At 46.5% G+C, this 12710-nt stretch carries 15 protein-coding genes and 1 pseudogene; 12 read left to right on the top strand and 4 right to left on the bottom strand.

Annotated features, from left to right (window positions below):
* The 5 genes and pseudogenes from B2633_RS13085 to B2633_RS13065 form a co-directional block, all read left to right on the top strand.
* On the top strand, positions 1–2037 hold a 2037-nt coding region (locus tag B2633_RS13085; RefSeq protein WP_483171156.1), incomplete at its 5' end, for an InlB B-repeat-containing protein.
* A gap of 56 nt (positions 2038–2093) precedes the next feature.
* Positions 2094–3734 (top strand): RCC1 domain-containing protein, encoded by a 1641-nt coding sequence (locus tag B2633_RS13080; protein WP_483171154.1) that lies wholly within the window; start codon positions 2094–2096, stop codon positions 3732–3734.
* Positions 3735–3861: 127 nt separating this feature from the next.
* Positions 3862–4404, top strand: coding sequence for a hemerythrin domain-containing protein (locus tag B2633_RS13075; protein ID WP_483171153.1), 543 nt, complete (start codon positions 3862–3864; stop codon positions 4402–4404).
* A gap of 453 nt (positions 4405–4857) precedes the next feature.
* Positions 4858–5127, top strand: a complete 270-nt coding sequence (locus B2633_RS13070; RefSeq protein WP_483171151.1) for a hypothetical protein — start codon at positions 4858–4860, stop codon at positions 5125–5127.
* Between the two features lie 3 nt (positions 5128–5130).
* Positions 5131–6289 (top strand): annotated as a pseudogene (locus tag B2633_RS13065) (4Fe-4S binding protein).
* Positions 6290–6327: 38 nt separating this feature from the next.
* Here the strand turns inward: B2633_RS13065 and B2633_RS13060 are convergent.
* The 4 genes from B2633_RS13060 to B2633_RS13045 form a co-directional block, all read right to left on the bottom strand.
* Complete coding sequence (locus B2633_RS13060; protein ID WP_483171150.1) at positions 6328–6522, bottom strand: hypothetical protein; 195 nt, start codon at positions 6520–6522, stop codon at positions 6328–6330.
* 16 nt (positions 6523–6538) lie between these two features.
* Positions 6539–6787, bottom strand: a complete 249-nt coding sequence (locus B2633_RS13055; RefSeq protein WP_483171148.1) for a hypothetical protein — start codon at positions 6785–6787, stop codon at positions 6539–6541.
* 161 nt (positions 6788–6948) lie between these two features.
* Positions 6949–7392, bottom strand: a complete 444-nt coding sequence (locus B2633_RS13050; protein ID WP_483171146.1) for an ester cyclase — start codon at positions 7390–7392, stop codon at positions 6949–6951.
* A gap of 98 nt (positions 7393–7490) precedes the next feature.
* A complete protein-coding gene (locus tag B2633_RS13045; protein WP_483171144.1) occupies positions 7491–7856 on the bottom strand; it encodes a PEP-utilizing enzyme in 366 nt (121 codons plus the stop codon).
* Positions 7857–8194: 338 nt separating this feature from the next.
* Between B2633_RS13045 and B2633_RS13040 the strand changes: the two genes are divergently transcribed.
* The 7 genes from B2633_RS13040 to B2633_RS13010 all read left to right on the top strand — a co-directional run.
* Positions 8195–8575 (top strand): hypothetical protein, encoded by a 381-nt coding sequence (locus B2633_RS13040; protein WP_483171143.1) that lies wholly within the window; start codon positions 8195–8197, stop codon positions 8573–8575.
* Between the two features lie 114 nt (positions 8576–8689).
* Complete coding sequence (locus B2633_RS13035) at positions 8690–9091, top strand: phage holin family protein (protein WP_240082754.1); 402 nt, start codon at positions 8690–8692, stop codon at positions 9089–9091.
* The gene (locus B2633_RS13030) at positions 9084–9791 is read left to right on the top strand and encodes an N-acetylmuramoyl-L-alanine amidase family protein (RefSeq protein ID WP_483171141.1); all 708 of its coding nucleotides are present in this window, start codon (positions 9084–9086) and stop codon (positions 9789–9791) included. Before B2633_RS13035 ends, B2633_RS13030 begins: the two co-directional genes overlap by 8 nt.
* A 200-nt stretch (positions 9792–9991) precedes the next feature.
* Positions 9992–10399 (top strand): sigma factor-like helix-turn-helix DNA-binding protein, encoded by a 408-nt coding sequence (locus B2633_RS13025; RefSeq protein ID WP_483171140.1) that lies wholly within the window; start codon positions 9992–9994, stop codon positions 10397–10399.
* Positions 10392–10556: an SHOCT domain-containing protein gene (locus B2633_RS13020; protein ID WP_483171139.1), complete on the top strand. Its 165-nt coding sequence runs from the start codon at positions 10392–10394 to the stop codon at positions 10554–10556. The genes B2633_RS13025 and B2633_RS13020 overlap by 8 nt, the downstream gene beginning before the upstream one ends.
* A gap of 47 nt (positions 10557–10603) precedes the next feature.
* A complete protein-coding gene (locus tag B2633_RS13015; RefSeq protein WP_483171138.1) occupies positions 10604–11914 on the top strand; it encodes a recombinase family protein in 1311 nt (436 codons plus the stop codon).
* Positions 11911–12710 (top strand): recombinase family protein (locus B2633_RS13010; protein WP_483171137.1); only part of this gene is annotated, 800 nt, incomplete at its 3' end. The genes B2633_RS13015 and B2633_RS13010, both read left to right, overlap by 4 nt.

Genomic DNA, 12710 nt, shown 5'->3' with positions numbered 1-12710 from the left:
GTTCCGGTGAATCAAACAACCTCCAAAGTCGATTTAAAACTTAGCTGGTCGGCACCACAACCCAGGAAAGCTTATAGAGGAAAAGGCAATAGCCCTTACGTTCCGATTAAGGAATATATCATCTACCAAAAGATCACCCGTCGTACATGGGGTGTATATTTTCTTGATCCGCAGGAAATCGCCCGGACTACTGATACGAGTTATATCGACCGCGGCTTTGGCCTTTCCGACCAATGTGAGTATTATGTGCAGAGCGTTGAGAGCACTGGTAATATATCTTATTCCAGTTCCCCCCTTGAGGTATCGATCCAAAATTTAATTGACATCGCACCAAAAATCACACCGGACACATTGAAGATCAACAATGGTGATACGGTTGGACTTGTTGTGCAATACGACGACAGTTATACGGGAGAAAGGTCCGGAACGTGGTCGGTTGCCGACAGTACCATCGTCTCGGTGGAAGAAAGCAACACCGAGCCCATAACTATTAACCCGAAACATACCATACCCGGCACTATCGGAGCGAAAGTGACCGGCCTCAAGCCCGGCACCGCCACGGTTACATTCACCAATACCGCTACCGGCATAAGCCACGATTGCAATGTTACAGTCATCCCTGCTTTTAAAATCGCTCCGGACCCATTGACGGTGTATACTGGCGAAACAGGCAGCCTGGCTGTTACTTTTGACGCCGGCTACAAAGGCTCAAGGTTCGGAAGCTGGTCGGTTGACGACAATACCGTCGCATCCATAGACCAGAACGGCGTTGTGACGGGCAAAAAAGCCGGAACAGCCATTGTAACCTATGCTAGCGGGCTAGCACCCGCCACCTCCGCAGGCGGGAATGGCAGCGGGGTGAACATTGAAACAGCTAGCCGAGAGAAGTCAGCATACGATATCGTCAAGACCGCATCTGTAGTGGTGAAGCCGGAAACATTCACGGTAAACTTTGACCCGAACGGCGGCAGCCCGAAGCCGGAAAGCGTCACCGTCAGGCACGATAGCGCAGTGGCCAGACCGGTGGATCCTTCTATGAGCGATAGGCAATTTCTAGGCTGGTTTACTGCCCCGCAAGGAGGCTTAATGGAGTTTGGAACCGTTAACCTTTTGGCAAACGATAAAATGGTGAAGAAATGGGATTTCACCAACGATAAAGTGACGGAGGACATGACGCTCTACGCATGGTGGGGTTTACGTGCAGAGACATCGGGTGGTTCGTCGGTACACATACCGCTACCTAGCTGGCCGTATATTACTGGGCCGGATACCATCAACCTTTTGACTGTCAGCGACAGCGTTTATCAGGCATATACCTTCGGCGGCTACCCGGCGCCGACCTACGGCATCAGCGATACTGAACCCAATACAGCCGGTGCAACCTTCTCGGGGAATACGCTGACCATTCCGGGGGGTCTCGGTGCCGGCTCGTATGTAGTTACGCTTTATGCAACCAATTCGGAAGGCACGAGAACCAAAACCATTACCGTGAACGTGAGCCCGGCGGAGACTCTGCCGACAATTACCGGGCCGGATACGATCAACGTTTTGCAAGGCTTCGACCGTATTGATCAGGAGTATACCTTCGACGGCAACTCGGAACCGCCGACGTGCAGCATCCCGCCTGAACTTGATCCAGAAAAGGTTACCTTGACCGGGAATACGCTGACCATTCTGGGAGACGGCCTCGATGAAGGCACGTATACAGTTACGCTCACTGCAACCAATGCTGCCGGCACGACGACCAAAACCATCACCGTGAATGTCTATCCCGAGATAACAACCGACTTCGTCACAGAAATAGAATTTTTCCTGTCGAGAGAAGACAATAGAATCGATGCGTCCGGTGGCGCGGGCGGCCCATATACGTTCACTCTCGCTTCGGGCGCTATGCCGGCCGGGCTTACTCTCAATCCTGACGGCACAATTACAGGCACGGCAGCCACGGGAGTTTATGATCCTGTATCTGTAGAGATAAGCGATTGTGTCGGAAATTCTATAACGACAAATATGCTGGCAGTTCGCGTTACAGATTAGAAATTCAGGTATTGACCCGTTTTTTAGGCCAAACCTGATCTAATGGAGGTATTTACATGATGGGGAAAAAATTAATATCACTTCTGGTAGGCGCGGCTCTGTTTTTTTCGTTATCCTGCACAGCCCAAGCGGCAGTTTCCGTAATAAGTATCCCCGTTTCAACCGGGGGATCCGGCCACAGCCTTGCAGTAATGAACGACGGTACGCTTTGGGGCTGGGGATATAACTATCAGTATCAGCTTGGCAGCGCTACCCCCGATAACCTTACCACACCTGTTAAAATCATGGATGGTGCAGTATCCGTGGCAGCCGGGTCAATGCATAGCCTGGCTGTGAAATCCGACGGGAGTCTTTTCGGATGGGGCAGCAATACGCATGGGCAGCTCGGCTTAAGCCGGGAGGGCCAAACATCTTATATGAACGGCTCCGTCAAGGAATATTACAGCGATACGCCGATAAAAATCATGGACGGCGCTGCTTCGGTCGCGGCAAACGGTGTTTATTCCTATGTCATCAAGAATGACAGAACGCTTTGGGCCTTCGGGGGCGATGGGAAAAGCGGTGAGTATCTGATCGGCGACGGTACGGTGTCACAGCCCGCGCCCGTCAAAGTGATGGACAATGTTGTACTTGTCTCGGCGGGAGGGTCGAACGTACTGGCGTTAAAAGCGGACGGAGGCCTCTTTATGTGGGGAGACAACGCTTCTGGCGAAATTGGCGACGGGACAACCAAGGCACATACTAAGCCCGTTAAAGTTATGGAAGATGTAGTTTCAGCTGCACAGGGTACTTTTCATACCCTGGCGGTGAAAAAGGACGGTTCACTCTGGGCATGGGGAAGCAACTACGGAGGCGGATTGGGTGACGGTACGAATCAAGACAGCCTTGCGCCTGTAAAGATCATGGAGGATGTAGTGTCGGCCGCCGCAGGCACCTGTCACAGCCTTGTCGTGAAAAAGGACGGCAGCCTGTGGGCATGGGGGCAGGGGGTAAGAGGTTTCGAAGGAAACAAAGGATATAATTACACGCCCGAAAAAATATTGGAGGATGTCGTTTATGTTTCCTCAAAGCAGCACACCAATTACGCTGTCAAAGCCGACGGCAGTTTATGGGCATGGGGTGACGGAATAAACCTGGGCAACATCTATTCATCTCCCTTCCCGAGGGAAGCTATGAATCAGGTCAAAGCGCCCTCACAATTAAACCTGCCGCTTGCTTCATCTATAACAACGGAAGCTATGAATAAGGCCAAAGCGCCCTCCTATGCGGTGAAGTCCGCCGCCGCCAAGGTCTTAATGAACGGGAAAGCAATGACTCTTGAGGCGTATACCATCAATAACAACAACTACTTCAAACTGAGAGATATCGCCATGGCGATAAATGGTACCGAAAAACAGTTTGAAGTAAGTTGGAACGGGGCAAACAACGCTTTCAGCCTCACGGCAAATAAGGCGTACACACCCGTCGGCGGAGAACTTTCCGTATCAGAAATGCCCATCCCAAAGGCAGCAGTGACAACCAGCTCAAGAACATATCTGAACGGCCGTGAGACTCAGCTTGCTGCGTTTAACATAGGCGGGTATAACTATTTCAAGCTCCGGGACATTGCCAAAGCGCTTGATTTCAGTGTGACCTGGGATGAAAAAGCAGGTACGATAGGTATTGATACCTCCAAAGCATATGATGCAGACAGGTAGCGCATCTCCTTGACTCTATTTTGTCAAAGGTGTGCGCTATAATTGTGCCAGTCCATAGATTTCTTGGTGCTGTGTGATAGAATATATTAAATTTGCCGGATAATAGACTAAAAGGAGGATCTTAAAAATGGGAAAAGCAACACAGGATCTACGAAAGGAGCACGGCGCCATCCTTTATGTTCTGCAGATACTCGATAAGATGATGCAGTCCGGAAACAACGAGTCTGAGACCTTGCTTCAATATTACGGTGAGGTGGTCCATTTTCTTAAAATATTCGTAGACAAATGCCATCATGGCAAGGAGGAGGATTTCCTATTCAAGGAACTTGTTAAGAGAGGAATTCCCAACGAAGGTGGTCCCGTTGGCATAATGCTGCATGAACACGCCCAGGGCAGAGAATATATCGAACAGATGAGCCGCAGTCTTGATGAAAAAAGTATTGAGGAATTCAATAACGCTGCTGTGCTATACCGCGATCTGTTGCGCCAGCATATTGAGAAGGAAAACAATGTACTTTTCGTGATGGCGGATAAAGTGATGGATGAGCAAGAACAGAATCTTCTGTATGAACATTTCGAGCGGCATGAAGAGAATGTCGTAGGGCATGGAGTACATGAAAAATTGCACGCAATGATTGATACCTGGGCACAGGCTTTTGGCACTGAATAGAACCCAATAGTCTGAGCAATAAAATTATTAAGATTTATATTTTCCGGGATTTGGCATCACTTTTATGAGTAAAGTGACTGAGGTTTATCAGGAGCCGTTATGAGGCCCGTACGTACGTCTCTGTGAGTAGGGTAACGTTGCAGTAAATTACTGCGGCGTTACCCTATTTGATTCTTTGAGCAGGAGAATCGTGAGGTATTTAATGCCCGGTTCTTTCTGTGACACAAATGTGACATTTCCGTTAAGTTTTTGTGAAATTTATTAATTATAATTTTCAAGATTAAGTCTAATTTCATGAGGAAGGGGACAAAAACCGGATCCAAGTAATCCGGGGGTAACCGCTAAATTAAGCATGGAGCGTGAGGAGCATTGAGACATCAAAGGCTATTAATCCCGACAGTTATTCTCTTTTTATTTTTGTTTCCTTTAACCGTTTATGCAGCAGAAGACCACATGGGCCACGGAATTTCTCATGGTGATGTTCATACCGGCGAGGTTATGGATATGCACGAAATGAATCATGTGCCGCAAAAACATGATTTGGAACTGGATAGGACCCCGCATTCAGATGAAGGTGGTCATGATGATACCAGTCATGGAGCTGTTTCGCGCACCGGCGGTTTGGAACCATATAAAAATGAAGTGGTTGGCAGTTTCGCGGGACTTAACGCTTTAATCATTGCCGCTGCAGCATTATTAAAAAGAAATGGGCCGGGGGTGTAAGTGATGGCCGGACGCAACCTGCTGGAGGTACCAATGATAAAATCAATCTTCAAAAGCAAACTTTTTCCTGCCATATTGCAATGGCCTACGGCTTCTATCTTTGCAGTTATAATATACCAATTATTTTATGGGCCTTCTTCCGCTCACGACAACTTCGGCACCGCCATGACCTGGGTGCTCTGGTGGCCGGTTATTCCACTGGTGTTCCTGTTGCTGGGAAGGTTCTGGTGCGCGGTTTGCCCATTTGCGACTTTGCATGACATAGTCCAAAAGTGGGTTGGCCACAACCGTCCGGTACCGTCTTTTTTAAAAAAGTACGGAATTTGGATCATTGACGCCATTTTTATTCTTATTACATGGGCGGACCATGTATTTGGTATAGTGGGGTCCCCTGTGGGTTCGGGTTTGCTGCTTTTGATGCTGGGCACTGGGGTTGTTATTTCCGGGGCTTTTTTCGAACGCAGGACATGGTGCCGATATTTGTGCTTTTTAGGGGGACTCGCTGGCAACTACTCCCGGGCCGGAGCATTGGAGCTCAGGGCAGACAGTACAATATGCGGTAAATGTAAAGACAAGTTTTGTTATAAAGGTAAAGATAAGTTAGCAGGATGTCCAATGTTTGAAATGCCGGGTATTATGGATTCCAGCGCCAAGTGCAACTTATGCGGAAATTGTGTTAAGGTCTGCCCCAACAATTCGGTTACAATTCAGGCCCGGGTGCCGTCCAGGGAACTGTGGTTTATTAAAAAACCTCGCATCGAGGAGTCGTTCCTGGCCATAATTATCCTGGGTATTGTTTTCGTGCAGAATATAACCATGTTGGATATATGGCCAAAAGCGCAAACTTTTATCGAAGGTATTACCGGCACCACAAGTTATACGGTTACCTTCACCATAACCTACGGCCATAGCAATGTTTAAACCGGGATATGAAGGTGGTTCCGCAGCCCTGGTAGCTGACGGAACAATACAGGTGATGCAATTTGTTTTAATTGCCCTGGGTTTATTGGCATCACTGTTTACAGCCTATAAAATAAGCGGTTTTAATTATAGCGGAACCAATAAAACCCTGCTCACCTTTTCAACCTACGCGATGTTGCTGATTATTCTAGCCATCGTAAATGTATACCTTTTCACGTTGCCAATGAGTATGAGGATGTAAAAGATTTTGTTCAGTTTTAAACTGGGGTTGACACAATATTATGGTCTATCCCCTTTTCTCAAGATTAAATTCGAAAATTTTCCTTGAGAATTGGCGGCAGTAGCAGCGGCCTTACCCATTATTTTGCGTAGATCCGGGTCTATTATCTCTGTTTCTAATAGAGAATAGGCTATTGCGGCCATTCTGGTATCTTTTTCGTAATCTTGGAGCATGTCCATATCAGTAAATTTCATAAAATTCACTCCAGAGTTAAAGATTCATAATATTGCTGTAAGGTCTGAGCACCTTGCCGTAATAATTTTGCTTCATCCTCAAAAGCATTTTAACGTCTAGATCAATTGCGTTGCCGGCATAAAAATCACATTTTCGGGCGGCAACCTGGGTTTCAGAAATCATTTTTACAAGGTAAGCACTTTCTTTGATTCTTTGAACTGTTACAGGGTCAAATTCCCGTATATGTGGTTTATTGGCGTTCTTTGCTTTAAATAAGCTTAACATTTTAAGGGCCTCCTTCTTTTTTATATTTTATCTCCATATTAAGATCTAATTCGTTATTATAAAAAAACTTTAACATGAAAAGGACTTTCCGGTTAGGAAAGTCCCTTTAAGTCTGTAGCCGGCTTTAGTTTATTGCCTTACAGTTATTCGATAATTAAAAATTAATCAGTATTGGCATGCTTGCTTTTTACGACCCTGATTGCGCCAGCTTCAAGTAAAGGTCCTAATAGATTTGCTGCACCCCCATGCTCGACTATTAACCCGTTTACAATTCTATTAACATTTACGCCGGTGTAGGTAAGGACTTTTCCTGTCGGCTTAATGTCTAACCAAACACCTTTATGTGTACCACGTGCGGTGATACAAGTTACAACCCATTCTCCTTCAGCAATTTGATTTTCAATTTTTAATTTTAAGTCCGGATACGTTTTTCTTACACCAAGGATATGTTCTTTAGCACCCTCAATACCTATAGGGTATCTTTTTCCATCATGAATCTCTACATAACCTGGTGCAATGAAATTGCCAATGCATTCTACATTCCCGGTATTAATGACTTCATTTATATATTTTTGAACAAGCTTTTTATTATCTTCTGTTGACATATAATCATCCCCAAACTTTATAATTTCGCGTAACATTGCTTAAACAGCGCCGTATTTTCGAGATCAATATTAGCATAGGATGGCCTTGATGAAATACCCTACATGCATTTTTGCATATGTTTTTCCATTTTCTTGTATACCCTCCCTCCCGAACCATCCACAACAACGATTTCTCCGGTTTTTATATTTGAAGTGCCCACTTTTGTGCCCAGTACCGCGGGAATACCATATTCTCTGGCTACAATGGCGGCATGGGACAAAGAGCCTCCCGTGTCGGCAACCACTGCCGCTGCCATGCCAAACAGCGGAGTCCAGGTTGGGTCGGTATATGGACAGACTAATATATCACCTTTTTTAAGTTTATTAAAATCATGCACGCTCATAATAATTTGTGCCGGTCCCTCCACAAAGCCGGGACTGCCTGATATTCCTTGCAGCGTATCCACATTCTCTCCATTTTCCACCGTTACGGAACAATAAGATTTATCAAGTTTGCGATCAGTGGCACGGCATCATCATCCTGTCAAATTCGGGTTGTTCTTACAGTAGATGGGTCGGTCCTTTCAGACTTTGGAACGGCCTATGGGTCTTTTAACACCACGACATCGTCCTTTGTAGCATTTTTAAATACAAATGGGACTATTGACACCAGCACTTTCCCTTTGAGCCGGTACAATAATGATCTAAGGATACCTTTCAGGAATGGTTTTTCTTGTACTGTTTATTACAAAGCTGCCTGGAGTGGTGGAAGTATTAACTGCTCAATTGAATATGACAAAGCTGATTAAAGGAGGAACATTGGATGTTTCTGATATATAACAAAGCTAATGGTTTAGTCGTACAATCATCCGAGGCTGAACCTGTGGTGGCCCCTGGCCAAGATTTTGTCTTTGCCCATGACCCTGAACTTAATTTATCCAATTATGAAGCTATACGGGTTATCGCTAAAGAAGGCTGTCATTTGGAGTTAAAGCCTACTGCCGAATGGCTGGCTAGAGTAAACGGCAGCAGTAATATCACGCTGGATGAAAAAGTTGCCAGGTTGGAACATTACAACCTGGTACTGATGGAGGCTGTAGCCAAACTTTCGGAAGCAACTCCCGGCACGATCAGCCCGGATTTGATGGCTGAATTGGTGCTGGCGGGAAGGAGAACGATTGATCAGGTGCCAGCTGACATATAAAAGGAAGTGTCAGGCAGGATTGCATCAGCTAGCGAATTATAGGCAGCTAAAGTTATTTTTCAGAATGGGCCTTGGGGCTCTTTTTTATTACCAATTTTAAAAGGAGGACTAACAATGAAAAGCTCATTTCAAATCGCCTTAACAGCCTTTGGCGGCTGGCTGGGCTGGGTCTTGGGAGGCTGGGACGGCTTTTTATACGCGCTGATTACCTTTGTAGTTATCGATTACCTGACCGGCGTCATGTTGGCCATACTGGAAAAACGCCTTTCCAGCGAGGTCGGTGCCAGGGGCATCTTTAAGAAGGTGCTGATTTTTGCCCTGGTGGCAGTGGGCCACATTATCGACACCCAGGTAATAACAAACGGTAGTGCTGTCCGTACCGCGGTCATCTTCTTCTATTTATCTAACGAAGGGATCAGTATTCTGGAAAACGCAGCCAAGATCGGCCTGCCTATTCCGGAGAAACTCAAACTGGTTTTGGACCAGCTGAATAAGGAGGAAAAGATTAATGGCTAGATTATGTTTCGACTACGGTCATGGCGGCAATGACCCGGGTGCAGTATATAAAGGAAGGAAAGAAGCCGATGATGTGCTGAGCCTGGGTAGGGCCGTAGCAGCAGTGTTGAGACGCCATGGAGTAATCATCGATGAGACCAGGGCGGCTGATGTTAGTGTAAGCCTGAAAGCTAGATGTGATTTTGAAAACATGGGCAGCTTTGATTACTTCATATCCTTTCACCGTAATGCTTTTAAGCCGGAAACGGCTGCCGGTGTAGAAACTTACACTTATTTGAATCCGGGAGCCAAGTCAAAGGGGCTGGCTGAAAAAATTCAAAGCTCCCTGGTGGGGGTCGGTTTTGTAAACCGGGGGGTTAAAACTGCTAATTATCAGGTCTTAAGAGAAACCAGGGCTCCTGCAGTACTAATTGAAATAGGCTTTATTGATAACAGCCAGGACAATGCACTGTTTGATGGCAAGAGAGATGAAATTGTCAAAGCAGTATCTGGCGCTATCCTTTCCCAACTGGGGTTAGCATACATAGAAGAAGGCAAGAACGGTCTGGAAGGAGCTTTGGAGGTGCTGGTTAGAAACGGCCTCCTTAAATCCCCTGAGTATTGGCTGCAAAATGCCCTTGCGGGTAAAACCATTAAGGGAGAATATGCCAGACTACTTATTGAACGAATGGCTGAATATATTTCTTCTCAACAACATTGAATACTATTATTCTGAAGCAATCGCCCGTGGAGCAACTCGCTCTGCGGGTTTTTTCTTTTTGCTGGGGTTCGACTCCCGCTAGTTGTTCGCATATTGATGGGAGGTAATGACGGTGAAATATGTTGATACCGTCCGATTCTTGCTCCTCCTGCGGCTTATACCGAAGGCTTTTAAGGTTTGCCTTCGGAGGAGGTATTGTAATGAATCAACAGCAAAAAGAGAAAATCATTAAAATGCGACGGGACGGCCTTAGTTATTCAAGAATATCGACAGCTCTTGGTATTTCGGAAAATACGGTGAAGTCCTTCTGCCGTAGGAACAATCTTGGTAGTGCTAATAGAGAATCCTTCTTTCAGAGGGACGGAATTTCTTGCCGACAGTGCAGAACCACCCTTATCCAGACCGCTGGAGTAAAGCCGAAACGGTTCTGCTCGGATAAATGTCGCATGGCCTGGTGGAACGATCACCCGGAAGCCGTTAACCGTAAAGCCATTTATACTTTTACCTGCCCTATATGTGGCCGTGATTTTGAAAGCTATGGAAATAAGAAGCGCAAATACTGCTCCCGCGCTTGCTACGGCAGGTCGAAGGCGGTGCGGCATGAGTAAAGCATTAGCAGTCATTTACTATACAGCCACCATGGCAGTTTTCAATAGATGGCTTGCAGCAGGCATTATCCGAGAAGATGAATTGATGAAAATTGAGGCAACTATCGCTCAAAAATATGGGCTTTCCGAGCGCAGCATATATCGCCAAAACGCTTGATAATATGGGCTTTTGGAGCGAATATGTCATAGCGAAAGGAGGTCATTATGGAAAAGATAGTTACGAAAATATCCCCTTCGGTGCCACCAATCCCTGCTAGATTACGGGTTGCCGCTTATGCCCGCGTATCATCCGGAAAAGATGCGATGTTACATTCTCTGGCAGCTCAAGTCAGCTATTACAGCAACCATATTCAGCAGCGCATGGATTGGGAATATGCTGGTGTATACGCCGACGAGGCACTGACAGGAACCAAAGATACTCGTCCGGAGTTTCAGCGTCTAATTGCTGACTGCAAAGATGGTAAGATTGACCTGATCATTACAAAATCGATATCACGCTTTGCCCGCAACACGGTAACACTTCTTGAAACGGTGCGGGAACTAAAACTGCTCGGTGTTGACGTTTATTTTGAGGAGCAGAATATTCATTCCATGAGCGGGGATGGCGAACTTATGCTAACCATCCTGGCATCCTATGCTCAGGAGGAAAGCCGTTCGGTTAGTGAGAACTGCAAGTGGAGGATTCGCAAGCGGTTCCAGCAAGGTGAAATTGTAAACCTGCGTTTCATGTACGGGTATCGAATCAACCATGGTCAAATTGAAATCGATCAGGAACAGGCCGAAATCGTTCGAATAATCTACGCAGATTACATAAAAGGCCTGGGTTGCGATCGGATTGCTGCCAGGCTGCGGGAAATGGGTGCTCGAACGTTCAGCGGCAGACAGTGGACAGCAAAGCGGGTCCTGGCCATCCTAAATAACGAGAAATATTCTGGCAACGCGCTGCTTCAGAAAAAGTATGTAGCCGACCACTTGTCAAAGAAGCTGATTTATAACCGGGGAACCTTGCCAAAGTACTATGCCGAAGGAACCCATCCGCCGATTATAGACCCTCTCACCTTTCAAAAGGCGCAGGAAATTATGGCTCTTCGCCGGGAGAATAGAAATGTGAAAAAAAACCCGGCCAACCGTTACCCATTTTCAGGCTTAATCTTCTGCCCCCACTGCGGCAAGAACTACCGGCGGGTAACCTACAAGGGGCATGCAGCCTGGAATTGTTCCACATTCGTCCACTACGGCAAGGACGCCTGCCCAGCCAAACAGATTCCAGAACCAATCTTATTGTCGCTGACCGCTGAAGTGTTGGGCCTGGCGGAATTTGATGAGGTGGTTTTCCGATCCCAGATTAAGCAGCTGCAGGTGCCGCAAGCAAACAAGGTAATTTATATTTTTCAAGACGGTCATAAAGTTGAAGCCGCCTGGCAAGACCGGTCACGCAAATCTAGCTGGGACGACAAAAAGAAACAGCAGGCGCGGGAAAGGACGCTTGCATATCAAAGGGGAGATTTGAAATGAAACCCGCTCGAGCCGTTACTGTCATACCACCAACCATAAACCGCTTTACACCGGAAACGACTGGTGTGGCTGCAAGAAAAAAAGTAGCTGCATATGCTCGTGTTTCAACAGATTCTGAGGAACAGCTTACCAGCTACGAAGCCCAGGTAGACTACTACACCAAATACATCAACGAACGTGCTGATTGGATATTTGCCGGAATCTACACCGATGAAGGTATCAGTGCCACTAATACCAAAAAGCGCGATGGGTTTAAGCAGATGGTTGCCGACGCACTGGACGGTAAAATCGATCTGATTGTTACTAAATCAGTCAGCCGCTTTGCGAGAAATACAGTTGACTCTCTGGTTACGGTTCGCCAGCTAAAAGAAAAAGGCGTTGAGGTTTATTTCGAAAAGGAGAACATTTACACGCTGGACAGTAAGGGGGAGCTTTTAATCACCATTATGTCCAGCCTGGCGCAGGAAGAAAGCCGTTCAATTTCTGAAAATGTAACCTGGGGCCAACGCAAACGTATGGCTGATGGGAAAGTAAGCATGCCTTATCGTCATTTCCTTGGCTACGAAAAGGGTGAGGATGGTTTACCTAAAATCGTTGAAAAGGAAGCGGAAACAGTGCGGCTGATTTACAGAATGTTTCTTGAGGGTAAAACGCCTTCAGCCATAGCTAAGCATCTTGGCAATCTGGATATCCCATCTCCAGCCGGGAAAAAAACCTGGCAAGTGGCGACAGTGATAAGCATTCTGACTAACGAGAAATACAAGGGTGACGCTCTGCTGCAAAAAAGCTTCACGGT

The sequence above is a fragment of the Syntrophomonas sp. UBA1041 genome, assembly GCF_002316705.1.
Classification (GTDB): domain Bacteria; phylum Bacillota; class Syntrophomonadia; order Syntrophomonadales; family Syntrophomonadaceae; genus DTU019.
Note: the sequence above shows the minus strand (reverse complement) of the source record. Positions and strands in the feature narration are given on the sequence as shown.

Coding starts and splice junctions, on each gene's coding strand:
- B2633_RS13080 (WP_483171154.1), top strand. CDS start 2,094: ATGATGGGGAAAAAATTAATATCACTTCTGGTAGGCGCGGCTCTGTTT.
- B2633_RS13075 (WP_483171153.1), top strand. CDS start 3,862: ATGGGAAAAGCAACACAGGATCTACGAAAGGAGCACGGCGCCATCCTT.
- B2633_RS13070 (WP_483171151.1), top strand. CDS start 4,858: ATGGGCCACGGAATTTCTCATGGTGATGTTCATACCGGCGAGGTTATG.
- B2633_RS13060 (WP_483171150.1), bottom strand. CDS start 6,522: ATGAAATTTACTGATATGGACATGCTCCAAGATTACGAAAAAGATACC.
- B2633_RS13055 (WP_483171148.1), bottom strand. CDS start 6,787: ATGTTAAGCTTATTTAAAGCAAAGAACGCCAATAAACCACATATACGG.
- B2633_RS13050 (WP_483171146.1), bottom strand. CDS start 7,392: ATGTCAACAGAAGATAATAAAAAGCTTGTTCAAAAATATATAAATGAA.
- B2633_RS13040 (WP_483171143.1), top strand. CDS start 8,195: ATGTTTCTGATATATAACAAAGCTAATGGTTTAGTCGTACAATCATCC.
- B2633_RS13035 (WP_240082754.1), top strand. CDS start 8,690: ATGAAAAGCTCATTTCAAATCGCCTTAACAGCCTTTGGCGGCTGGCTG.
- B2633_RS13030 (WP_483171141.1), top strand. CDS start 9,084: ATGGCTAGATTATGTTTCGACTACGGTCATGGCGGCAATGACCCGGGT.
- B2633_RS13025 (WP_483171140.1), top strand. CDS start 9,992: ATGAATCAACAGCAAAAAGAGAAAATCATTAAAATGCGACGGGACGGC.
- B2633_RS13020 (WP_483171139.1), top strand. CDS start 10,392: ATGAGTAAAGCATTAGCAGTCATTTACTATACAGCCACCATGGCAGTT.
- B2633_RS13015 (WP_483171138.1), top strand. CDS start 10,604: ATGGAAAAGATAGTTACGAAAATATCCCCTTCGGTGCCACCAATCCCT.